Raw genomic sequence first — 23,975 nt, forward strand, 5'->3', positions numbered from 1 at the left:
TCAGTACCGGATCCGGGGATCGATCAAGGTGTAGGCCAGATCGACTGTGAGATTGATAAGGACGTACAAACCCGAAGTCAGGATGAGCACACTCTGTATGATCGGATAGTCGCGGTTGTTGATTGCATCCACGACCAGACGACCGATACCGGGTATGTTGAACACCGTTTCCGTGAGGACGACGCCGCCGATCAGATAAGCGAAGCTTATGCCGATAACGGTCAGGATCGGAACACCCGCATTCTTCAAGGCGTGGTGGAATAGCATGGCATAGGACGAAGCGCCCTTGGCGGCGGCCGTTCGCATATAGTCTTCCGACAGGACCTCGAGCATGCTCGCCCGTGTAACCCGGGCAATGAATGCAATGTAGCCAAGCCCTAAGGCCACGGTGGGAAGGATCAGGTGCACAAACCAAGGCCCGAGACCCTGGTTTAAAGGGATGTATCCTTGGACCGGCAGCCAGTGTGTCCTGATGGCGAAGAAGTATATGAGAAAATAGCCGATGACAAAGACCGGGACGGAATAACCAACTGCCGAAAAGGCTGCGAGGAGACGGTCGAGCAGCCCGCCAGATCGCCACGCGGCAAGAATGCCGAAGGAGACCCCAACGGACACGGACAGGATCATCGTCAGGATCGACAACGAAAGGGTCGGTTCAAGCCGCTGCGAGATCAGGTCGAGGACCGGTCGCCCGGCAAAGATCGAGGTGCCGAAATCACCGCCGAGCATGTCGCGCACCCAACGCATGAACTGAACCGGCATGGGGTCGTTCAGGCCCAGATGCTCTCGGATACTGGCGATCAGCTGCGGAGCGGCATTTCTGCCGGCGATCATGGCCGCCGGGTCGCCGCGAGCCAGCCTGAGAAGCAGGAATATGAAGATCCCGACCATCGCCATGACGGCGATGGTCGAAACGAATCTGCGTAGGATGTAGGCAGCCACTAGGCCGGAACCTTCTGCATATTCCACATCGCTGTGAGCGACGGCATTTCGATGAGACCAGTGAGCGTCTTGCGGCGCGCGATTGGCGAGAGAACTGATCCCAGTAGAACGGTGCCCGCGATGTCCCACTGTATACGTTGCATCTCGCGCGCCAGTGCCTGGCGCTCTTCGAGTGTTTCGACATCCGCCCATTTTGCCCGAAGAGCCTCGTATTCATCGCTCTGCGGCCACCCCCACCAACCCTGCTCGCCATTCGCGGTCAGAGTGGGATTACTGAGCGTAGTGCTGCGCTCATAATCGGACTCGGACGTGATGAAAATGCTCCAGCCGTCGTTCTCAACGGAGCCCTTGTTCCTTCGGCGGGCGCCATTTGAGGCCGAATCGCCCGGGGCAAGCTCGGCGTTGACCCCAATCTTGCGCAGAGTGACCGCCAAGAGCTGCGCACAATTGCCGGCCTCCGCCCAGTCCGTTCGCTGCAGGATGACGACTTTTTCGCCGGCATATCCCGCCTCCTTGAAGAGCTGCTTGGCTTTTTCCGGATCACCGCCCTTCTTGTACCACCCTGTATTTTCGTCGTTGGTATAGGGCGTTTGGTTTCCGAAAAACGAAGTGATGGTGCGGGTGTATTCTGGGGGAAACGAAGTACGCATAAATGCCTCCTGATCGATCAGGTGAAGCATTGCTTGGCGTGCCTTGACGTTGTCGAACGGCTTCTGCAGGCAGTTCATGCGCATGAAATATACATCGCCCGCCTTGTTAAGAACCTGCAGTGCAAGGTTAGTGTCGCTTTCAATCGCTGGGTAAAGATCGGCGGGTGGCAATAAGTGAAAATCGACCTCGCCCGACTGCAAGGCCGCAACGGCGGTCTGCTGATCAGTGATATTTTCCCAGATAACGCGATCGACGTTGACGACCTTCCCGCCCGCGAACCCGTCTGTCGGCTCGTGGCGGGGTACATACTTTTCATTGCGGTCGTAGGTGAAGCTGGCGCCCGGCTTAGCAAGAGCATGGTTAAACTTGAACGGCCCCGATCCGATGTTCGCGGTCACCTGCTCTGTGGCAGCGAGATTCGCGTCCTTTTCGCGCATGATGTACAAGACCGGCGTGACCGCTCCCGCTAGGATTTCAATAAGAAGTCCCATCGGTTCCCTGAGCGAGATGATCAAGGTTTTATCGTCCTGCGCCGAGATGTCGCTGGCCCGTTCCACGATCAGCTTTCCGCCAGAAGGCACCTCGCCCCAGCGACAGATCGAGGCGACACAGTCCTTCGCGGTGACGGGGGTGCCATCATGCCAGCCCAGACCATCCCGCAGCTCGAACGTATAAGTTTTCTTGTCATCGGAAACGGCCCACTTCCCCACCATTTGCGGTTGTGGAATCAATTTGGAATCAAGCGAAAACAGCATGTCGTAAATCGCAAGGCCATGATTGCCGGTCATAGTAGCCGTCGTAACGATCGGATCGAAGGTGCTGAGGTCGCCCATCACCATGCGGACCGTCCGCGCGTCGGTTGGTGCTGTTTGTGCCCTCAGGACTGAGGGAATCGATATAGCCGCTCCGGCGGCCAAACCCGCTTTGATCATTTCACGTCGAGAGATTGCCATGGCTCATTCCCCTTTGTCCGGTCGCGCCGTTATCACGCTTATCGGTTAGATGAATACTGAGAGGAGCATTCATTCAATCTATGTTCCGTCGCGCCACAACCTCCGTCAAATTCAGTTTGCGTATCGTTGCCATCTGGTTTTGAGATAACTCAGAGCGGTTTGGATTGTGGATATGAGGTATCCTGGGCCCTTTCCCCGGCTGAAGACCTCCGTGCTCGCCCGTCCTGCCATTGCCGCCAAAGGAAAGCGCCTGCCGAAAGGTCAGCCAGTTCTAGCCGAGTAACCGCGCTCGATGACCGCGGCACACAGGATCAGGATGTTGATGCCGGAATAGGTGCGGCTGGTGGCGGCGTTCTTCGGCAGGTCGAAGGCCGCCTTCGCCCTGCGGTTCAGCCGTGCCATTGATCAAGGAGGCCATCGCAAACGGTGAGCGCTTCTGGGCCCATGCCTTTGAACACGCTTGCGCCACGAACGACATCGAGCCACCGACCAAGGAGCAGGCATCACGATGCACCTTCTTGGAGTTGTTGAGCGGCAATTAATCTGGGCGGACGACCACCATATCGACTGCCGGCGCCTTTTTCGAGTCTGACATTGGCCCGGCGGTTCAAGAGGTAATCGATGGTTGGTGGCATATCGATGGCGCTTGAGAATGCCCTTTCGCCCGAGTTGGTGAAGGGTCGAGGCGCACACGCCGAGCTGCTGGGCTACGTCCTCGCCAGTCAGCATGCCGCTCTCCCGCAGCCGTTCCTACCGGGTCTTCAATCCATAGGTGCGGCGCACGAGCATGACCCTTCTTCAGCGTGAAGAGTTCGCCGCGCCAGTTGCGATGCCCGAGTTCATTGAGACGGGCGGCGATCTGCTGGTCGTTGGCGGTCTCTAGCAGCTCGTTCAATATCGCCACGACTGTGCCGGCGTCTTGCGTATCACTGACATTGGCCGCGGTCTGGTCACCGACAGGCTCGCATGCCCTCGCCGCGCCAGCGGCTATGGATGTTGACCTGCTCGTCGACGAGCAGCGTCACGTCTTCCATGAGAAGGCCGAGCATGCGCTTGCGTTCGACGGCACCGGTGCGCTCGTCATTCCAGATGCGTGGGAAATCGGCGGCCAGCGCCTTGATGCGCTCCTGCGCTGGCTCGTCCAGCAGCGAGCGGTCGGCCTCGTTCTGGCGCTCGTGCTCGCGCTGGAGCGCGTCCAGGTCACGCAGCCGTGCGTTCCAGTCGGCTTCCAGCGCGTCGGCGACCAGGTTGTCCGCATTGACCATTCCGCAAGGCTTCTTGAAAAACCAAGTTCAATGTGTTGCTGCCCAATCTTGCGTTCAGGCTCAGTCCAGAAGCTGCCGGATTGGATCGGAGGGCAGGTGCAGGCCCTGAGCTTTTTTGGCGGGCGTCGTCAAGGCCCTGTGGCAAATGATTGCGCAGTCTCTGCATCGCACTTCTCAAAAGCTTCCTGATCCACCGGCCAGACGCGACGTTCGACATCGCAAGGTCGACCAGCGAATCAGAATCGCCGGATCGATGCGCGATGCGCTCAAGCCGGGGCACCAGCATACCCTATTAAACCAACACGTAGTTCTTGATAGCTTTCGTGAAATAGCGTGCGTCCCAACGGTCACGGCGGAAGCGATGTTAAAGGGTGCTCGCACTGCAGAAAAGGCTTTCGATAAGGACCTCTCTGCTGTCACCAATGTCGTCTCCATTGAAGTAGAGGATCGCGCCAGTCCCGTCCTTTTCACGGAAGCCCATAAACGTCCTGACACCAGGATCGCCGCCAGTGTGTCCCCAAATAACATCACCATTTTCAAGGATGAATTTGTGCCAGCAGAGGGGGCGACCATCGTGGACTTCAGAGAGCATCACGTCGATGGTTGACTCTTTCAGCAACAGATTTCCGCCTCGGTTTCCGTAGGTGGCGAGAAAGAGCGACAGTTCCTCAATGCTCGTGCGCGCTAGTCCCTCCATATAGGTGGGGTAACTGTAGAGGCAAAGCGCCACGCGGCCCTCCGGCGCAACCTCATCAATTGTCAAGCCAGGAACTGCAAATCGGGAGGAAAATGCTTGCCCGCCTCCCTCCCACTTTTCTTTGGTACCCCTGCTATAGAGAACTGCATGCCGGTTAATATTAACATCGCGCACATACCAGCCAGTGCTGTTCATGCCCAAGGGGGTGAAGATGTGGTCGGCGCAATAATCGGTGAAGCGCGCGCCAGCTACGCACTCGACAAGGTGGCCGAGCAGGCCATAAGCAACATTGCAATACCCGCCGGGGTGATCCGGATCGAGTTTGCCGGGCGCCCACCCGTGGAAATTGTCGTTGGCGTCGAAATAGATCCCCCCTGGCGTTAGGTATGCCTCGAGCCAGTCCCCAAGAGCAACCGTCGGATCGCCGCAGGCGTAGCTGTCTGAGTAAGACTTCCCGTCCCGGATTGACGAGCGATGATTCAGGAGCCGCCGTGCTGTGATGGCCAGCGATGGGTGTTTCGGATTGACGACCTGATAGGGAAGATACCTACTGACATCCGCATCCAGGTCAATTAACCCGTGTTCCCAAAGCTGCATCACGGCTGTTGCCGTAATAGTCTTGGACACGGAGCCGATATTCATGATGGTTTTGGGCGTCATCGGAACGCTGCGTGTCACATCTGCCCATCCATACCCCTTCGCCCAAACAAGCCTGCCATCGTGCACGAGTCCAACTGCCGAACCTGGAATTGAAAATTCCTTGAGCTTGCCCTCGACGATCTTATCAATAGATGATTGCATAGGTCTTACTCCCAAAGCGCTCATCTTCCCGTCTGCGATTCGGCTCTTTAATTGGTCAGTTGATTTTCAAATGCCGCGGGGTTCACGTCAAATTCAGTCTGTGTATTGCGGCCATCTGGTTTTCAGATGAAACTCAGATTGCCGGAGGGCCGGAATTTCGTCGCTCTTAGCACAGCATCCCGGCGCTAAAGCACCGGCATCTCTGAATCGCGGGTGTCGAGGCTGGTCGCTGACGGCATGCGACAGCGGCATATTTTGGGGAGTCGGTCTCATTCGTCGTGATCCTATGAGGAACTATCGAACCGAGAGGCTCGCCCCCGGTCAGCGGGGGCGGTAGCCATTCCAAGCTCGACCCGCGTTGTGCGTTCCTACTTGGCCTTGTGAGAAGGATGACATCACCATGCCGAAGCTTGCCGCTGAACAGGCCGCTGCTGCAGGCGTCCAGATTCCCCCGCCTCAATCTCGCGCTGGCTCATCAGGAATGTCAAAAAAACGCTGCTGGCCAGCGAGCAAGATCGTCCCCACATCAGCAGGGCGCGGCAGGAGTGGCAGGCTAGGGCGCCAGCCGCGGATCGGCGATGGTCCGGCGAGAATTGAGAGGAAGAACACCGGTGATGTCGATGCGGCCTGAACGATTGTCGGCATCCGCTCCGAACCCCCAAGGATTCCTATCACGAACTGGACAAACGTCCTGCCCTTGACAAGGCCGCGGTCCAGAAGATGCACCAAGTTGTAGAGATGCCCGCCGTCATAGGCTTCAAACTCGAAGCGCGTGCCGAACTGGTCTGCCAGTTCACCAATTATTCTCTCTATATCGGCAAAAGTATTCCGAAGAAGCCGCTCTTCATGGTCTCAAGGGACGGCTTCTCCCACGAGTGTGTCCAGGTTCGCTCCGTCAATGCCATCGGGTGCAGCGAAAAATTCATCGTGCCAGATCGAGGGAACAAAGTTCAGGTCGGAGCCGGCGCGCTGCCGCCGGTCGTGATGCTAGGCAGAGCGTCGCAACCGGCGCGAATGCGTCCCACCACACGTTCAAACCGTTCCGCATCGGAGCTCGGGCGACCCGTCACGGGGTCACGGACGTGAAGGTGAATGACCGTCGCCGGCATCAGCCGCCGCGATCGCCTGCGAAACAATGTCGTCCTCGCTGATGGGCAGATAGGGCTGTGATGGCGCAAGTAATGATGGCTTTGCGTGGAGACATCAGGCGGCTCCAATGTCATCGGGCCTCTCGCACCGACTTGCCAAGCTTGTCGGCGATTTCGCTTAACTCCGCGTCTGTCGCGTTATACCTGGGGGAAATGATGATTGTGTCGCCTGCCACTCCATCGACGTTCCCGCCTGACGGATAGCAGATGAGGCCATTTTGCAGCGCCCGTCGCCACAGTCTCAGGAAAGCCTGGCTCCCGGGGTCGAACGGAGGCCTTGGTGGCAGGGGCGACAAGCTCGATTCCGACGAAGTAACCTCGCCCTCTAATATCGCTACGGACGCTACCCTGTCGAGCGCATCGCGCAGCAGGGAAATCAGCTTCGATCCGTTGGCTGCGACAGGTTCAATAAGCCGCTCCCGCTCGATTATCCTCTGAACAGCCACGCCCGCGGCACAAGCCGTGGTATGGCCGGTGAACGTATGTCCGTTCTGCGGGCCTCCGTACACCGATCTGATGACATCCCCGGCTTTGCGGTTGTAAACGGCGGCTCCCAATTGGAGTCATCGATGTATTGCTCGCCATCGGCATCGAAGACATAGCCGCCCCGACCATGGCACCTTGGGCAACGCGGCTGCGGTAATCATTGTTGAAGGTCTTTACAGCCGCTGCGGCAGTAGGCATCACAAACCTCTTCTCAACAGAATGGTCAGACAGTGTGCCGAACCGCCTTCGAGCACGAGCTGTTGGAGATCCGGCTCCAGCACCTCAGTCCGTTGGCACGACCGCACGGCGACTCATTCACCATTCATTCATTCTGTCCTCCCCGCAAGCCATGGTTAAATAGACGCGGCGGCTCGTTTTTCTGGGATGAAGTTGCGCCTCGGTCTCGAACTTGGCAAACGGGTGTGTCAGGGCAACATTTTTAACTTCCCCGGTTCGGTTGTGCGGATCCCATGATCTGAGCCCGATTGCATGACGCGGCTCGTTACTCCGAGCCAGATCCAGCTTATATACGGTCGCTGTTCGAAACAGCGGCACCAACATCCCGCTTGCGGCGGACAAGGGCTCAAGAGGACGAGACCATTCTGAGACAACGACTTTTGAAGCCACGCTACGTGCCGGTTCGTCCACCTTGGATCCGCCAGGACTGATCAGGTCCTGGAAGATGGCAGAATTCGATGGGTGTGGCGCATTAGGCAACTGTCATGATCGCTCCCTCGATGACAACGCCGACATTGACGTATTTCCACAGCGCCACGAGCAGCTTGCGGGCGAGCGCGACGATCATCGTCTTCTTCAGCCGGCCGTCGTTCTGCTTCACCCGCTCCTTGAACCATAAGGTGAGCGCCGAGCGCGGCTGATGGCGCACCCATAGCCAGGCCATCTGGACCAGCGTCGTTCGCAGCTTCGGATTGCCGGATTTCGACACCCCCTGCTCGTGATCGATCGCCCCACTCTTCCAGGGCGTCGCCGCCAGGCCGGCATAGGCGGCAAGCTGTCGCCGGTTATCGTAATGGCGGGACAAACCTTCCGAGCACAAGACGGCGGTAAACTCCGGTCCGATGCCTTTCAGGGCAAGTAGCATCGCCGGGGCGGGCGAGACGGCCTGCTCAGCAGCAAGCATGGCGTCGCGCTCGGCCTCGACCGCCTTGATCTGGTCGATCAGCAGCTCGAGCCGGTCGAGTTCGCGGCCAATCTGTCGCTTCAGATGGACAGGCAACGGACGACCATCGCCGGTCTTCAGTTCCTCCAGCCGCTCGCGCCGGTCGCGGCGCAACGGTTCGTAGCCAGATATGCCTTGTGCAAACAGCAGCCCCTTGAGGCGATTGATATGGCGTGTGCGCTCATTCGTTAATGCTTTGCGCTCGCGTGCTATACGGCGGCGATCCTCTTCCTTGGGTGTGGGAACCCACAGCATCGCACACACGCGCGGCTCGCCCCGCTTGTAGGCGAGCAGCGCGCGCACCAGCGCCTCGCCGTCGATCTTATCGGTCTTTGCCCGCCGCCGCCTGCGCGAGGTCGCAATCGACGCCGGATCGACGACGTAGCTTTCGATCCCTTCGGCCTCCAGTAGCCGGTGAATCCAGAAGCCGTCGAGTCCCGCTTCTTGGATCACGATGATCGGAAGGTATGTCCCGCTTCGCGCCTCAGCCCTCCGCTTGAGCTCGGCGAACCGCGCCAGCAGGTCGGCGACGTCGCCCGCCGTCACCATGTGCTTCGACATCTTCTCTCCGCCACCCGGCAACAGCGACGTGATCAGCCATTTCGAGCGGCTCAATTCCAACGACACGAAAATTGCGCCAAGATGGGTGCGGATAGCGGTCGGTTTTTCCGGTTGGCGAGTGACTGGCAAGTTTAGCCTCCAAGGTGAGATGTTTTGGCGACCTCACTTTGCCACCGCGCCGGTCGCTATCCACCTCCTCATAGGATCTGAACAGTTCGCCTGTCAGTTCGTCTTCGCCCCGCACGATTCACTCCCACCTCTTCGTGGTCAGAGTGGATCACGAACCTGAGACCGTCGCGAGCCCTTTTTCAACAGCCTGCTAGTGCCGTCGGGATCGTCGAGCGGTCGAGCCACCAGGCGACGGTGAAGCCGGCGATCGCCGGATCGTTGGCTGCGATCGCGTTCCTGCGCTCGCGGATTTCAGCGATTTAACGGCCGCCCGAGGAGCGCTATAAATTCGCCGACCTCGACATAACTTCCGGATCGAATTCCACAGACGATGGATGTGCCAGGCGCAAGGACATCAATGGTGTCGGCCGTTAACGAGTCCATCGGGTATAGTACTCCGATTAGATCCCCCTGCTTAACTTCGTCCAACATCGAGCAGCGAGGTTCGAAGATGCCTCGCGCGGGCGAATACAGCTCGTCGGACGAGCGCCGCGTTTCAAGTGCCTGGACAGAGTTCTGGCGACGGAACGTCAGATAGTCAGATTTTCCTTCGACCAGTCCAAGCGCGATGAGTCCGTTGCGTACTCCAGCTTCGTATATTGCAAGAGCTTCGGCGCCAACCTCGCCGCCACCGAGTTCGGGGCAAATGAATACCTTGCCCTGATTTTGGGCCAAAGTATCGAACATTCCAGGCGTTTCTGGGTGTTCCCAGATCAACGTCATGGGTAATTTGAACGCCTCTGCCATTCTAATCGTCTTGGCCATGAGGCCGGGATCAGCTACGGGATGTGTCGTATTGACCAGAGGAAATTCCCAGCCCGGTCCGTAGCTGTGAAGATCAAAAATGGTGTCCGCGGTAGGCAACAATATCCGAGAAACCGCGTCCGCGATTCGTTCGGTTGCCGACCCGTCGGCACGGCCCGGAAACACTCGATTGAGGTTCAATCCGTCAATCGGTGTATTGCGGGTGAACGCCTGCACAGCCGGTGGATTGAGCACCGGTACGATGATGATCCGTCCACAGGTTTGCGCTTCGGGCAGCCACTCAATAAGCCGTCGCGCAACAATCGGCCCTTCGAGTTCATTACCGTGACATCCGCCGGTGATCAGGAGCCGAGGCCCCTCGCCTTTGTTGAGGCTGAATACTGGGAGCGAAAGAGCTTCGCAATCGGCGCCCTTTGGCACAACAAGATCCCCTTTGCTCACGCCGGGCTTTTCGAGGTCGAACGTAAGGTGTGGTGCTTCGCTCATTGTTCAGCCTTCATGGTGTCGTTTGCGAGACGAGACTTTCTAAATGACGTTGTGGCACAGGATGGCCCGACTAACGGATGGTACCTCGCGGCTATTGGGGTCGGCGTTTATCAGCGAGATATCGCGAAGAACGTGTATCCGAACTATGATCCGGCGCGGCGATCGACGTCAAATTCAGTTTGCGGATCGGCACTATCTCGTTTTGAGATAAAAACTCAGAGCGGCCGTGACTTGGAGGAGAATCGCCCCTGTGTCCGCCTACAAAGACCGGTACTTCTGCTAGGGTTGAGCGCGCGAAAAAGATGCAGTTTAGGGCTTGAAAAGGGCTGGCCATTCGGCCCTGGTCGACGGTCCAAATCTGCATGACCATAGCGTGCTGGAGGCTGGATGTGTTCCGACGCAGACACCGAGACAAGCATATTCGGCCCCGTTCCAAGGACTGCTTTGTGCCGCCCGATTCGCCCTGCACCGGCTATTGAAGCCCTAACCCCTACCTGTGTGATCCTCACCGTCTTCCTCCCATTCCGTTCGCAAGCGCGACAGAAAGTGGTCCAAAGCCGGGATGGTCAGCAGAAGCGGCGATCAGGCAATTTGGCAATCGTCTTTACCAGTCTAGGAGGGAACCATTATGGCTGACACCAGATGCGTGTAGCGAGGAGTTTGAGTGCCAAGTGCTTTGGCCGGGTTACGGCCGCCTCGGTTCTGAGCTCGGTCGAGCGGGAGTATCTGGAGCGGCAGGTCCGGCGTCGGCGTGTAGCGCGATCAATGGCGGAGCGGTGCCGGATCATTTCTTCGATGCGCTGACGGTGTCTCCAGCAAGGTCGTGCAGCCGAGTTGGGCGTGCACGAACACACGGTCGGCAAATGGCGACGACGTTTTCCTCAAAGATCGCGCCGAGGGGCTGCTGGACGAGGCCCGCCCCGGCTGACCCGGACGATCTACGATGATCAGATCGCAGCTGTAATCGAGCGGCCGCTACGCTCGAATCCTGATGATGCGACCCATTGGTCAATCCGCTCGATGGGCACTGCGACTGGCTTCTCCCATACGACGATCCGCCGGATATGGACCGCCTTCGGGCTGCAGCCGCATCGCTCGGAGACGTTCAAGCTGTCAAGCGATCTACTGTTTGTCGAAGTGTTCGCGACATGGTCGGGCTCTACCTGTCACCGCTCAACAGGGCCCTGGTTTTGAGCGTCGACGAGAACAGAGCCAGATCCAGGCATTCGATCGGGAGCAACCGGTCCTGTCGATGATGCCGGGCATGCCGGAGCGCCGGACCCATAGCTCTGTCCGACACGGCACCACCTCGCTGTTCGCGGCGCTCGATGTGGCGTCCGGCGTTGTGATTGGCAAATGCTACAAGCGGCACTGGACAACCGAGTTTCCGGACTTCCTCAAGCAGATCGACGCCAACGTGCCGCGCGATCTCGATGTCCACATATCATGGATAATTTATGCCCCCACAAAACCGCGCTGGTCAGGTCGTGGCTGGCGCGCCGGCCTCACTCCCATGTCTACTTCACGCCTACCTCGGCATCCTTGATCAATCAGGGTCGAACGCTGGTTCGCTGAACTGACCCGAAAGCAGCTGCGACGCGGCGTGCATACCTCAACCAGCCAGCTCGATGCCGATATTTGCACCTTCATCGAGCGCCACAATGAGAACCCGGAAGGCCGAGCAGACCTTATGTGGCGAACTTTAGATTCAAATGACTAGCACTGCAGAGCAGACCGCATCTTCCTCCGGATCGGCAGGTATCTTCGCATGGCGGATCGATTCCGGATGAACGCACGCATGTTTGGCCGTTGTGAGGTATCGAGTGCAGGAACGCGCACTCAAATTATGCATGAAAAAGCGTGTGAGGTGTGCTGCTTAGTATTTCCGTACCGTTATCTGTAACAAGAACATGCTCACTGGTTCCAAACAAGTAACCACTTTCACCACATAAAATGATTGGCATATGCAAGGTCATATTTGGCTCAAGAATGTCTTCTGCGCCGGGTTCAAGACTGATGTAACCACGCTCCAGCCAATTGATGCCAGTTTGATAGCCGACTCTGTGGTTAAGAAGCCCGGGACGGCCATGTCGTTTGAGTACCTCTCTGCCGGCCGCATCAACTTCGCCGGCTGTCGCGCCAGGCCTGATCGCAGAAATCACCGCCTCCAGAACTTCAATCGAGAGGTCGTGCAGACTTTCAGTCTCGGCGTGCCGACCAAGAATGGCGCTTCGCACGACGCCGCAGGCGTAACCGCTTTGATATCCCCCAAGTTCCATAAAGGCCGGCTCGTTGTTTCTGATCGCATTGTGCTTGGGGCTGCCGTGTGGAAGTTTCGTCCGCTCGCCGAAGACCAATGTTGAGGAAGCCGCCCTTACCTCGCCTCCGGCTTGCTCGACTTCGCGATCAATATTCGCCGCCACTTCGGCCTCCGAAATGCCTTCCCGTAGGGACTGATGGAAAACTCGAACAGCTATGTCTGTCATTTTCATTGCGGAACGCATAATTTCAAGTTCCATATCCGTCTTGACAGCTGCGACCGTCGCCACCAGATGAGACGCGTCAACGAATTCGATATCTGGAAGTTTCGCTTGAAGCGCGTAAACGTCCGCCGGTGCAAGATTCCAGCAGCCAAGCTCAAGGCCGACCCTACCCTTCAAGCCACGTCTCCGAATGGCATCCGCGCACACTGGGGCGAAATCAGTTTGTTCCCTGTAAGGAACTATTTCATCTACCCAGCTGCCTACACGGACACTTGCTAAGTCAAACTCTCTGACGACCAAGGTAGGCATTTGTCCCGGGATGAGAATCAATGGGAACGGCATGAAGTATGCACCACGCCCGTCGTATCCGCTAAGATACTGGAGGTTACCATGGGCGGTGACCAAAAGAGCGTCGAGGCTAGCTCGTTCCATCGCCTCGAATACTTTGTGCAGACGGCGTTCGTATTCGGTCCTAGGGAACGGAAGACCCGTCGACGGAACTGCTGAAGATGTATTAGTCATTAGATCACCTCAAGTGCTCACTGGTTGTCTAAAAGGCGCCCATCGGCTAACCGGAGCACGCAGACAATGCGCACGCGCGGATACCATCCGTCGTCCTATCGTGAGGATTGCTTGCACCGTCGGCATGGGTCAAATGCATTTTCCATATCGTAGTCATCTGGCCACGCGATGGCTTCATAATGTGGAATGTGAATCGCGCCGGGTTGATCGGGGACTCTAGCTCCTGAGAAGGTAGAGCCTGGCTGGCAGGACAACAAATAATTTTCTCCCGAAGTCAGGCCCGTGCGGTGCGGCTGGTTCTGGATAAGACGAGCATTTCCTCGCGCTGGGCGGCGGTCATGTCGGTTGCCGCCAAGATGGGCTGCACAGCGGAGACGCTCAATGAGTGGGTGACGAGGTTCGAGCGCCTGCGGTCCCACGGATGTCGCGATTAAGCTCAAGGCTTCGGAACGTGTGAACCGCGAGCTTCGAACCTATTTTTCCCACGATCGCCTTTATCGACGGTCACCGCAGGGGGCATGGGTCGAGCTGATTTTCAAGGTGTTGCCGGTCGCCCCGTCGGCCTGCCACCACCATTTCGCCAAGCCCATCGATCTCTCCCGCCTCTCGGCTTAGGCGAGAGGGATGAGGCTTTGTAGGATGAGGTGCGGCGCGTGTTTGAAGCGAGCTTCCGCGTCGACGGCGTTCGCAAGGTCTGGCGCCAGTTGCAGCGCGGGAGCTTCGATGTCGTCCCCTGCACGGTTGCCTGCCTCCACGCTTGCTCCAATCGCCGCTGCCGCCGCATGCGCTCAGGCCATGGACATGCCGAGCGAACGCATCGCGGCCGCGATGAGTATGGGTCCAGCGCATCTGCGGGGCTTCAGCATCAGTTCGGAACAGACATGAAGGTTGCCCATGTTGGCATAGCTGCCAGGGGCGGAGAGTATTCGCGCCTGGCGCAGAGGGCTGGCGACCCAATGTCAGACTCCGAGTTGATGCGAAAGACCAAGGCTTGTGGCGCTCCCGACGAGCTCGTCGTTTCTCCTTACCGACGTTGCTCTATTCCTGCCTATCAAGTCGACCGCGATTTTTCTGAAGGCATTGCTGGCCGCCAGAGGGCAACTGCCTGGCCCTCCTCCGCACCCGATCCTTGGTGCCATGAGCAACCGGTACATTCGAACCAATTCTCGGAATCCAATTGACTTAGAAACGTTTGTATGACAATGTCAATTCCTACGAACAAACGTTTGCTTTTCGCAAGTCGACAGCGACGGCATCGAGATTTGCCACGACCCTGCGGAATCTGAACCCTCTCAGTTTGAAAGGTGTCACTCATGGTCTTGCAAGGCCGCCGCCCGGTCCTCGGAATTCTTGAGCTTGATGAAGGACTGGCACCTGATGGCGCGTTCCTTATTGCAAGGGAGGGTTCTATGTTGCATCCAGCGACCTTTGATGGCCCGATCATCATGGAAATAGTGGAAGGCGCCTTCGCCGAGACTATTGTGCGCGGTGAGCCGTCTCTTAGGCTTAAGGACGCTTGTGTTGCTGCAGCGAGACGACTAGTCGAACGAGGCGCTGACGTAATCTCTGCTGACTGCGGTTTTTTCGTTCGCTATCAGGCAGCGGTTGCGGCTGCAGTCAATATACCCGTCGTGATGTCCAGCCTGCTACTCGTTCCGGCGTTGCTGCGGCAGCTATCGCCCGCTCAGAAGCTGGCGGTAGTAGCGGCTGACTCCCGACACTGCACCGAAGATCTGTTGGGGATAGAGAAGCCCGTCGATCGATCGAAAGTAGTCGTCGGAGGGATTGAAGGCGGTATGTTCGTAGGTAACGCGTTCGCGCGGCCATACATCCAAACCGATGTTGGACAAATTGAATCGGAAGTCGCAGCTTGTGTCGCGCAACTGCGCTCCGAACATTCTGAGATTGGAACCCTACTTTTCGAATGCACGGCTTTCCCGAGTATCAAAAACGCCCTACGCCGCATAACAGGGCTGCCGATCTACGACATCACGGACCTTTGTCGGCTGACGCTCGCGTCGGTTGCTAGCCCTGAATTGTCATGAATAACGATCAAGCTGTGGTTCCAACACAAAGCCCGCACGCCCATGGCAGTAAGCGGGATAGTGCGTCTTCGTGTTGTTCCCGGTGGGGCATTGGCACCGGAGTGCCGTTGTAGTGAGGGCGTCACCGGCAATCAGTGGGATTTGGAGCAGCAGCGGCAGTAGCCGCCGGCATCACACCTATTACCCACGGTAGCAAAGGCGGCCGGTCAACTCACATCATCTCAGACTCAGATGGCCACAATCGACAAACTGAATTTGACGGCAGCCACTCAGCGGTTTTGACTGACAAGGCGCTAATCGTTTCTGATGCACCAGCGCCATGCATATCTAGTCAACAGGAACGCCTGCCCGAAATGCAGGCATGAATGTAGTCATTGAGAGTACGCGCAGACACGACCTTGCTTCGCTAACGGGCCAAGAACGGCAAAAAAGATGGGAGAGACGGATGAATCGGCTTATAACGATGATTGCAGCTGCAGCCTCACTCGCAGTTGCGTCCGGCGGTAGCCCGTCCAGGGCCAACGCCGGCGAAGTTCTGGATCGCGTGCTCGCCACAAAGACGCTGACGGTGGCGGTGGGGCCGGATTGGGGACCCCTGTCCCATTTGAACGACAAACATGAGCTCGATGGTTCCGATATCGACCTTGCCAAGGCCATCGCGAAATCCCTTGGCGTGGAGGTAAAGTTCGTAACGACGAACTGGGATATGATAGCGGCAGGCAAGTGGCAGGGCCGTTGGGATATGGGCATGGGTCAAATGACGCCTACGAAGGAACGTGCCAAACTATTTGAGTTCGTCACTTACAGTTACATTCCAGAGGTAGCCATCGTACACAAGGATAGTAAGGCGACGAAACTTTCCGACCTCGACGGCAAGGTTATCGGTGTCGGATCGGGCGACGTGGCAGAGTCCTATGCCAAACATAACTTTACGCCCGGATGGGTCACCGCTAAACCAGTAAAGTACCAATTTACACCTGGCGAGCTGAAGATTTACCAAACGGACAGCCTTTTGTACGACGACCTTCGCCTGGGAGATGGAGTACGGCTTGATGCGGTGCTTAACTCTGATAACGGGGCTAGAAATGCGATAAAGGCCGGGTATCCAATTAAGATCCTTGACGAGCCGTTGTTCTCGGGGCCGGCTGCTATTTCCATTCTCCATGGCGACAAGGAATTCCTCGACAGGGTTGCGGCTGCCGTGAAAACGATGAGGGATGATGGCACCCTCGCCAAGCAGTCCATGAAATGGTTCGGCGCGGACTACAGCGTCGACAGATAATTGCAAAGCATAGCGGCCCCGCTGTCGGGGCCGCTCTTTGAAAGCGCTGCTCATGCTTTATCAGGACAACGTCGAGTCCGAGGTCCTCGTCCACAAGCCGTGGTTCGTTGCTTCAATTTTTGCCGTAGTGCTCGCGGTTTTTCTTATGTTCAATCTTACGGGCACCACCTTTGGCGAGCTCATGCGGCCTGTCATCGGCGACCCGGCGCAAAGTGGGATCTATGGTCGCTTCGCGATCGCGTTTGTGATAGCGATCATATTCTGTCTCAACATCGTTTTGATCGGTTTTGTTTCGCTGAAGGTGCAAATCGGTGTTGTCTGGGCCGAGCTACTGGTTCTGTTTCTTGCCTTCTTCAAGTCATTTAACCTGAGCATGCCCTTCATCTGGGAGAATTTACCATATCTGATCACGCAGGGAGCGGTTACGACGATCTATATCTCGGCGGTTTCACTGATATTCGCTTCGATCATCGCGATGATTGCCGCGATTGCAAAGCTTTCAAGCAATGGCTTCGCCTATGCAATCGCCAGTTTCTACACATCATTTTTCCGTGGCCTGCCGCTGCTGGTCCAGATTTACCTGATTTACCTCGGACTGCCGCAACTTGGTATCTTTATCAACGCCGTTCCTTCAGGCGTCTTGGCGCTGTCGCTTTGCACCGGAGCCTACATGACAGAAATTTTCCGTGCCGGTATCCAGAGCATCGACCGCGGCCAATGGGAAGCTTCGCGATCCATGGGTTTCGGCTTCGGTCTTACGATGCGTAGGATCATACTGCCGCAGGCGCTTCCGGTCATCATTCCCCCAATGGGAAACACGTTCATCTCAATGCTGAAGGACAGCTCACTCGTCTCCATCCTCGGTGTGTGGGAGCTCACGTTCCTTGCTCGCACACTCGGCCAGCCGACTTTTCAACACATGGAGATGCTCATAACGGCCGCAATTATATATTGGATTATGTCCATCTGCCTGGAACTGGTCCAGTCCAGGATCGAGCGCCACTTTGCTAGAAGCAAGGTGCGGTGATGGTCGTCAGCATAGGCAAGGTCACGTGAAGCACGCTCCAAAATTGTACGGCCCATCTAAGACGACTGTCGAGATAAGCTCCCCCGGGTCAAGTTCGGATCGGGGTTATCGGGCGGCCAGAGGAGTGGCAGTGAGTGATACAGTTATCGAAGCTAAGAACGTCTCGAAGTGGTACGGCACCTTCAGAGCATTGACTGACGTCAATCTCACGGTCCGCAAGGGCGAACGCATCGTTATCTGCGGCCCCTCCGGATCGGGAAAGTCGACGCTAATCCGCTGCTTTAATCGGCTCGAGGCGCACCAAGAGGGCGAGATCACTGTCAATGGGATCCGGTTGCATAACAAAATGCGCGACCTGGCTGAGGTTCGTACGAACGTCGGCATGGTGTTCCAGCACTTCAATCTCTTCCCGCATATGACGGTGCTGATGAACTGCATGGCAGCGCCGATGTGGATTAAGGGTATGTCAGAGGCCGAGGCAAAGAAGATCGCGCTAAAATTCCTCGAGCGCGTACGCATACCCGAGCAGGCGAACAAATTCCCTGGTCAACTCTCCGGAGGACAACAGCAGCGCGTCGCAATTGCCCGCTCGCTCTGCATGGAGCCTGCGGTCATGCTTTTCGACGAGCCGACCTCGTCTCTCGATCCGGAGATGGTCGCTGAGGTGCTCGAGACCATGACCAGTCTCGCGCGCGAGGGCATGACGATGGTCTGCGTCACCCACGAGATGGGTTTCGCGCGCTCCGTCGCCGATCGCGTCATCTTCATGGATGCAGGCCGGATCGTCGAGGAAGGCAAGCCGCACGACTTCTTCACCAAGCCTCAGCACGAAAGAACAAAGCTCTTCCTCCATCAAATCTTGTCGCACTGAGTTGATCAATCGGGCGGATCTGATTTAGCGACTATCAGAATTATCGAGAGACGAGCAACATAAGCAATATTAGTTGATTGCAACAGATCTCGGCCACAAAGCAACGGTCGCTTTAGCCAATCTTGTCATCTGAGTTTTAGATGAATCACATCGCCCAAACAGTATTTGAACACACCTAGCTCAAACGTCGTGGCTTCCGCCTAGAGTGAGATTCAAATTGCAGCGCCGTTGGAAAAACGACGGTGGATCGCGCTCGATGGTAGTACTGCCTGCGTTCATCGTTATGGGTGTGAGGCCGCTACCCTTGTGGGTTAGTGGGCGCGCGAGCGCGTGGCAGCTTGGCTTTAAGGGCGTGGCATATTTGGGTGCTTGTGAATTCGCGCCAGCAGTCGATCCCGAAAGCTTCCACAATGGCAAAGAGAACATCTCCACTCGTGCCGTTTCAACACAAGAGGTTCCGTTCTCTGTGGTCGGCTGCATTTGTTTCGAACCTTGGCACCCTAGTCGAGGGCGTGGCTGCTGCATGGCTGATGACGAGCATTGCCACGTCGCCTGGTATGGTGGCGCTCGTCCAGTCATCGACTACGCTGCCGTACATGATCTTTTCGCTCGCAGCGGGAGCGCTCGCAGATAACTCTGATCGCCGCCGGATTATGTTGACGGCTCAACTGCTGATGGTGTGCGTTTCCGCGTCTTTGGCGTTTTTGGCCTATACCCAGGCACTCACACCCTGGACTCTGTTGAGTCTCACGTTCCTGATCGGCTGTGGTTGGGCGTTGCACGACCCATCGTGGCAAGCTTCGATGGGAGATATCCTCCCTCGCGAGCACCTATCAAGCGCAGTTGCACTTAACGGCATGAGCTACAATCTCATGCGCAGCATCGGACCGGCCATTGGTGGGCTCATTGTAGCGGCAGCCGGTGCGGCCTTTGCGTTTCTTTTCAAATTCTTTTGCTACTTCGCCCTGATCATCGCGCTCTTGCGATGGAAAACTGTACGTGCGCGACAGCCGCTTCCGCGTGAGGCTTTCGGTAGTGCGATGGGCGCCGGCTTCCGCTATGTGCTGCTGTCGCCGAACCTTCTCAAGGTGATGTGTCGGAGTTTCGTTTTCGGTCTCACCGCCATCGTCATTCTGGCTCTGCTGCCGCTCATTGCCCGAGAACAGGTGAAGGGTACTGCCATAATCTACGGCGTGATGCTCGGCTTCTTTGGCCTGGGTGCCATTTGCGGCGCGCTTCTTATCACACGGAGCCGCGAAGTTCTCACCAACGAGTGGGTCATTCGTGGCGCATTCTTTGTGCTGGCGATCATCTGCTTCTTTCTGGCATCGTGCGAACACGTTTGGTTGAGCTGCCTTCTCCTCATGCCGGCTGGTGCGGCCTGGCTGCAGGCATTCTCGCTGTCCAACGTGACGGTTCAGCTTTCGGCGCCACGGTGGGTGGTTGGACGAGCTCTCTCCCTCTACCAGACGGCTACATATGGCGGCATGGCGGCGGGCAGCTGGATCTGGGGTGAATTGGCGGACATCCAGGGTGTTTCCGGGGCTTTGTTCGTTGCTAGCCTCGTTCTTGTCTTCGGGGGGCTGATCGGCATTCTTCTTCACCAACCGGATTTCGAAACACTCAATCTCGACCCGACCAATAAGTTCAGCGAACCGGCGCTGCAACTTGACCTGCGATCGCGCAGCGGACCGATCATGGCGATGGTTGATTATCGCATCGATCAGAAAGAAGTTCCAGAATTCCTCATCGTGATGACATCGTGGCGAAAAGCCCGACTCCGAGACGGTGCCAGGCAGTGGTCGCTGCTGCGCGACTTAGAAAAGCCCGGACTGTGGACCGAGTGTTACCACGTACCAACATGGGTCGAACATTTGCGACACAACCAGAGGCAGACCCATGCCGACGCTGAAATCGCAGCGCGCCTGGACGCACTGCACCAAGGCGATTGCCCGCCCAAATCCATCAAGATCGAACGGCAGACGTGCGGGTACACGACGACATGCCGCTTAAGCCCCACTTGGACAGGTCTTGAGCGAAAGGCCGGAAGCGGCGTCCCAAGTTCAACTTGCCAAGCCTAGGTGTTTAGTCCCGGCATTTGCTGGAGCGGATTGAGGGTGAAGCGCTCGGGCTGGGAAGCCCATGCCTTGCAGATGAACTCGTAGGGGGTGAGACCTTTGAGGTCTTGAGCCTGCGACCGAAGTTGTAGGCTGTGACGAACTCGGCAAGGTGCCGACGCAGTTGGTCGTGATCGTCGTAGTGGAAACGCTTGACCGTAGCGTCCTTGATGGTGCGGTTCATGCGCCCGACCTGGCCGTTGGTCCAAGGATGCTTTGGCTTTGTGGTTCGATGTTCGATATCGTTCCTGGCGCGGGCGAGTTCGAAGGCATGAGCCCGGAATATCTCGCCATTTGCGATCGCTTCCTTGATCAGTGGAACGGCCGAACCGCCAGCTCCTGGCGTGGTGAACTCGCTGCCATAGCACCTACCGAAGGAATGATGAGAGGCAACCGAGACATCGGTGCGCGCAGCTTTTTCGCTGCAGGCGCGCACCGATCGAGGTGGCCATGGCCAGTCGAAGGATCTCTTGAATGTGAATGTTCACAACCCATTCCGGAGAGACCGACCACGACCAGCCCAAATGTTATACCCGCCGATGCGGTGTTGGTAGCGATCGATATCGCCAAGGTCCGCAATGAAGTCCTGATTGAAGCCTCCGGCCACAAGCGCCGCAGCCGGCTGCCGGTTCTCAACACCCGCGCAGAGCATGACCGGCTGATCGAGATTCTGCAGGCGTATTGCCAACCGGTGGTCTGCGGCTTCGAAGCGACGGGCAATTATCATCGCCCTATCGCATGGCGTTTGGCTGAGGCAGGCTTCGAGGTGCGGCTGGTGTCGTCACTGGCGCTCGCCCGAACCCGGGAGGCCTTGCACAACAGTTGGGACAAGAACGATCCCCAGGATGCGCAGGTGATCCTGCACATGCTCAGGATCCAGGCGACGCAGCGCTATCACGATCCGCTGCGCGCCGGAATAAACAACGTACAGGAACTGTCGAAGACGCATGAGGCGATCGCCAGAGCCAAGACCGAGATCCAGCACCGCATCCGGGATCTTGTGATGCGATCTGTGTGCGGTGACCCGCTCCCGTGTCCAGCGATTGCCATGCCCGGTCACCAAGCCGTTGCGGTTGAGAATGCTGGCGATCAGATCATCGCTGGCGATCAGCACCAGTTGCCGGATGGCTGCGATGATATCGGTGGAGGTGCTGCTGCGCTGTCCGCGCCGGCGCTTCGGCAGGCGCAGCTCGGTATGGGTGCCGCCAATCCAATGGATCAGCAGCACGATCTCGGAGGCATGATCGTCGAAATTGGCGACCACCTTCTGAATGACCGTGCGCACGATGCGCTTCTTGAGCCTGGCGTCCGTCGTTGGCGCCGACCAGACAGCCTGAAGGTCTGTGGCCAGCGCCGTGATGCCGTTGCCAACACAGGTGATGGCCTTGGCGTCGCGGCATCATGCGCGGCGATCTTGCTCTCGATCTCACCGACACGGATGAGTGCCTGGTTCCAACTCGCGCCGCAACCGTACCGACCTTGCCGAGGCAGACCTCGGCGACCCTCCGGTCGAAGCCGGCACGCGCGACGCCGCCGGCGGCAGAACGGGCCGAGATCGTCGTCGATCGTCTCTACGCGAGAGCAGCCAAGCGCCGTCAGGCGATCGCGGGTCGCATACTGAAGCATGCTGCTCTCAGGATTGTGCAGGACCTGATGGGCTGACGACTGCACATACAGGATCGCTTTACGCTCCAAACGTCATTTGCCCATCCTGACCCGCGGGTCCTTGCGAGGATCGTGAGCGTCCGGGTGCGGGCGTCGAGATCGCTCCACGTCACTCTGCACATTTTCTCCTGTCACATCGCCGTGCGATCACGAAGCGGATGATGCGACCCATCGGGATCAATTGACGGGGTTGCCCTCGAAGTGGGCTAACAGGCGTCTGATCTCGCCTTCAGTTGATCGGAGGCCGCGCTCGCGGCGATGCGGATCCTCTCTTCCGCCGAATATTGTTTGCGGGTAGCGCGGCCGATGTCCTTAATGAATTTCTCCGCCGGCTCCTTCCGTGGCCTGTATGCGTTAAGCCGAGATTATCTCAATTGGCCCGGACGCCGGCCAGGCTTGGGAGATCATTTTCCTGACGCAAGTGCCTCGATTGCCTGTCGATGCACCTGGTGCGATCTCCAAGCGATCATCTCCTTCCAGTCTGACCCCTGCGGATAGTAGTGCAATTTGGTGACCTGCCGAATCTGCCGGCCCCGCTCGGAATCAACCTCTTCTGGCCGATACATGAATAACCAATGGTCGTCGCGCAGCACCGCCGTATTTAGTTTGTAAGTTCCAAATTCAAGAGCAATGTAGGTGTGCCGGCTCCCCAAGACACGCTCCCAAAATGCGTCTTGGGTCCCAGGTATAATTTCCGCGGAAGAATTCCCTACTTCGGGCGACGTTACAGACGTGCCAAAGATGCGGACGGCTCGCTCATAGCCGCTTAGTCCGGACGACTGCTCGCATTGCAGTTCCCCATAGCCGTAAGGGCCCAGTCCGGTGTGGTAATCTATGATGATAACCTCATCGCGGGCGGCTACGTTGAATTCGTTCGTTATTTCCTCGAGAGTTCGCCTGGCTTCGGTAGGCTCGGTTCCGCCGTAGAACAGGCCGCCCGGATGGGTGTATTGCCCTGATCCTCGCGCCTCCCGAAGTTTCAATTCGCCGTGTCTCGCTTGATATGCCGCGAACGCAATCTCAGCGCGCTTCAATCCCTCCTCGGAAATGTCCGCCGGAACGAAATGCCCGGCCAACTCCTCGTATCCAGGATTCGAGGGGAGCGGTTTGGAAAAGTCGACAAAATTCCGGTTGAGGTCAACCCCCTCCGCAGTAACTCGGCGATCCCAGGCAAAACCGTAGCAATTCAGCGCATGAAGGAAGAGCACGGCCGTGGAGTATGGGAGACGCTTATGAAATTTGGCTTCCAAGAATAGAAGCTGCGCCGCGGACCCGATGCAACCTTCTGGCCCGTGTGTACCGGAAACCAGAACCAAGAGTTTCTTGGCGTCTGCCGGGCCGAAATACGCTGCGTCCGTGTAGAGAGCCTCACCAGAGGGTCCGTTTGTACTGCATCGGTATGCTCGCGACGTCGGCGCAGCCGCCAGGAATTTCTGCCTGGCTTCGAAATAATCGTCAGAAAAGACAACGGAGGCTAGCTCCTTTGCGCTGTCAAGATTCATCGTGCTCAATCTCCCTGCTAATCATTCTGCGGCAGCAACTGAGACCCATGGCTCGATAGTTACCTCTATTTTTATGTGAGATGCCGGGGCTAAAACTTGCGGACAGTGACTATTTATCCGCTATCCTCACGCGCCGAAAGTAACGGAGCCGACAAGCTGATAAACTTTGTAGATGCCGCCAAGAACATGCTTTCGAACTATGACCCGTCGCGGCGATCGACGTCAAATTCAGTTTGCGGATCGACGCTATCTCGTTTTGAGATAACCTCAGAGCGGCCGTGACTTCGCGGTCCCTGCGTCCGCCTGCACAGACCGGTGCTTCTGCTGGGGGTTGAGCGGCGCGAAAAGAGCAGTTAGG

Annotated in this window: 15 protein-coding genes and 5 pseudogenes; 8 read left to right on the plus strand and 12 right to left on the minus strand. The window is 57.4% G+C overall.

What is annotated here, in order from left to right; genetic code table 11:
* The 9 genes and pseudogenes from MESCI_RS28550 to MESCI_RS28595 form a co-directional block, all read right to left on the minus strand.
* Window positions 1–942 (minus strand): ABC transporter permease, encoded by a 942-nt coding sequence (locus MESCI_RS28550; protein WP_013533424.1) that lies wholly within the window; start codon window positions 940–942, stop codon window positions 1–3.
* Window positions 942–2,546: an ABC transporter substrate-binding protein gene (locus MESCI_RS28555; protein ID WP_013533425.1), complete on the minus strand. Its 1,605-nt coding sequence runs from the start codon at window positions 2,544–2,546 to the stop codon at window positions 942–944. The genes MESCI_RS28550 and MESCI_RS28555 overlap by 1 nt, the downstream gene beginning before the upstream one ends.
* A 208-nt stretch (window positions 2,547–2,754) precedes the next feature.
* Window positions 2,755–2,927, minus strand: a pseudogene (locus tag MESCI_RS32845) (ArdC-like ssDNA-binding domain-containing protein); the annotation flags it as partial.
* Window positions 2,928–3,496: 569 nt separating this feature from the next.
* Window positions 3,497–3,811, minus strand: coding sequence for a hypothetical protein (locus MESCI_RS32850; protein ID WP_245262917.1), 315 nt, complete (start codon window positions 3,809–3,811; stop codon window positions 3,497–3,499).
* Window positions 3,812–4,175: 364 nt separating this feature from the next.
* Window positions 4,176–5,309 carry a serine hydrolase domain-containing protein gene (locus MESCI_RS28570; protein WP_013533426.1) on the minus strand — a complete coding sequence of 378 codons (1,134 nt, stop codon included), beginning with the start codon at window positions 5,307–5,309 and terminating at the stop codon, window positions 4,176–4,178.
* 456 nt (window positions 5,310–5,765) lie between these two features.
* Window positions 5,766–6,122 (minus strand): 3-keto-5-aminohexanoate cleavage protein, encoded by a 357-nt coding sequence (locus MESCI_RS33340; protein WP_081285657.1) that lies wholly within the window; start codon window positions 6,120–6,122, stop codon window positions 5,766–5,768.
* Between the two features lie 137 nt (window positions 6,123–6,259).
* Window positions 6,260–6,532 carry a 3-keto-5-aminohexanoate cleavage protein gene (locus tag MESCI_RS33345; RefSeq protein WP_081285656.1) on the minus strand — a complete coding sequence of 91 codons (273 nt, stop codon included), beginning with the start codon at window positions 6,530–6,532 and terminating at the stop codon, window positions 6,260–6,262.
* Between the two features lie 1,120 nt (window positions 6,533–7,652).
* Window positions 7,653–8,813, minus strand: coding sequence for an IS110 family RNA-guided transposase (locus MESCI_RS28590; protein ID WP_013533428.1), 1,161 nt, complete (start codon window positions 8,811–8,813; stop codon window positions 7,653–7,655).
* Window positions 8,814–9,104: 291 nt separating this feature from the next.
* Entirely contained in the window at window positions 9,105–10,103 is a 999-nt protein-coding gene (locus tag MESCI_RS28595; RefSeq protein WP_013533429.1) for a succinylglutamate desuccinylase/aspartoacylase family protein, read from the minus strand.
* A gap of 642 nt (window positions 10,104–10,745) precedes the next feature.
* Between MESCI_RS28595 and MESCI_RS28600 the strand changes: the two are divergent.
* Window positions 10,746–11,778, plus strand: a pseudogene (locus tag MESCI_RS28600) (IS630 family transposase); the annotation flags it as partial.
* A 169-nt stretch (window positions 11,779–11,947) separates the two neighbouring features.
* Here the strand turns inward: MESCI_RS28600 and MESCI_RS28605 are convergent.
* Window positions 11,948–13,108 (minus strand): M24 family metallopeptidase, encoded by a 1,161-nt coding sequence (locus MESCI_RS28605; protein ID WP_013533430.1) that lies wholly within the window; start codon window positions 13,106–13,108, stop codon window positions 11,948–11,950.
* 1,313 nt (window positions 13,109–14,421) lie between these two features.
* Here MESCI_RS28605 and MESCI_RS28615 point away from each other — a divergent pair.
* The 5 genes and pseudogenes from MESCI_RS28615 (at window position 14,422) to MESCI_RS28635 (ending at window position 20,368) form a co-directional block, all read left to right on the plus strand.
* Entirely contained in the window at window positions 14,422–15,153 is a 732-nt protein-coding gene (locus MESCI_RS28615) for an aspartate/glutamate racemase family protein (RefSeq protein ID WP_013533431.1), read from the plus strand.
* Between the two features lie 445 nt (window positions 15,154–15,598).
* Window positions 15,599–16,435, plus strand: a complete 837-nt coding sequence (locus tag MESCI_RS28620) for a transporter substrate-binding domain-containing protein (RefSeq protein ID WP_013533432.1) — start codon at window positions 15,599–15,601, stop codon at window positions 16,433–16,435.
* A gap of 52 nt (window positions 16,436–16,487) precedes the next feature.
* Complete coding sequence (locus tag MESCI_RS28625) at window positions 16,488–17,462, plus strand: amino acid ABC transporter permease (protein ID WP_013533433.1); 975 nt, start codon at window positions 16,488–16,490, stop codon at window positions 17,460–17,462.
* A 130-nt stretch (window positions 17,463–17,592) separates the two neighbouring features.
* The gene (locus tag MESCI_RS28630; protein ID WP_013533434.1) at window positions 17,593–18,333 is read left to right on the plus strand and encodes an amino acid ABC transporter ATP-binding protein; all 741 of its coding nucleotides are present in this window, start codon (window positions 17,593–17,595) and stop codon (window positions 18,331–18,333) included.
* A gap of 410 nt (window positions 18,334–18,743) precedes the next feature.
* A pseudogene (locus MESCI_RS28635) lies at window positions 18,744–20,368 on the plus strand (MFS transporter).
* A gap of 42 nt (window positions 20,369–20,410) precedes the next feature.
* Here the strand turns inward: MESCI_RS28635 and MESCI_RS28640 are convergent.
* Window positions 20,411–20,724, minus strand: a pseudogene (locus tag MESCI_RS28640) (integrase core domain-containing protein); the annotation flags it as partial.
* Window positions 20,725–20,979: 255 nt separating this feature from the next.
* Between MESCI_RS28640 and MESCI_RS28645 the strand changes: the two are divergent.
* Together MESCI_RS28645 and MESCI_RS28655 are read left to right on the plus strand one after the other, a co-directional pair.
* Window positions 20,980–21,441, plus strand: a pseudogene (locus MESCI_RS28645) (IS110 family transposase); the annotation flags it as partial.
* Between the two features lie 410 nt (window positions 21,442–21,851).
* Window positions 21,852–22,112 carry a hypothetical protein gene (locus MESCI_RS28655; protein WP_041163552.1) on the plus strand — a complete coding sequence of 87 codons (261 nt, stop codon included), beginning with the start codon at window positions 21,852–21,854 and terminating at the stop codon, window positions 22,110–22,112.
* Window positions 22,113–22,519: 407 nt separating this feature from the next.
* On the opposite strand, the gene MESCI_RS28660 is transcribed toward MESCI_RS28655, so the two are convergent.
* Window positions 22,520–23,617, minus strand: coding sequence for a DUF2817 domain-containing protein (locus MESCI_RS28660; protein ID WP_013533436.1), 1,098 nt, complete (start codon window positions 23,615–23,617; stop codon window positions 22,520–22,522).
* Between the last annotated feature and the right edge of the window lie 358 nt (window positions 23,618–23,975).

Source organism: Mesorhizobium ciceri biovar biserrulae WSM1271, from assembly GCF_000185905.1.
Lineage (GTDB): Bacteria > Pseudomonadota > Alphaproteobacteria > Rhizobiales > Rhizobiaceae > Mesorhizobium > Mesorhizobium ciceri.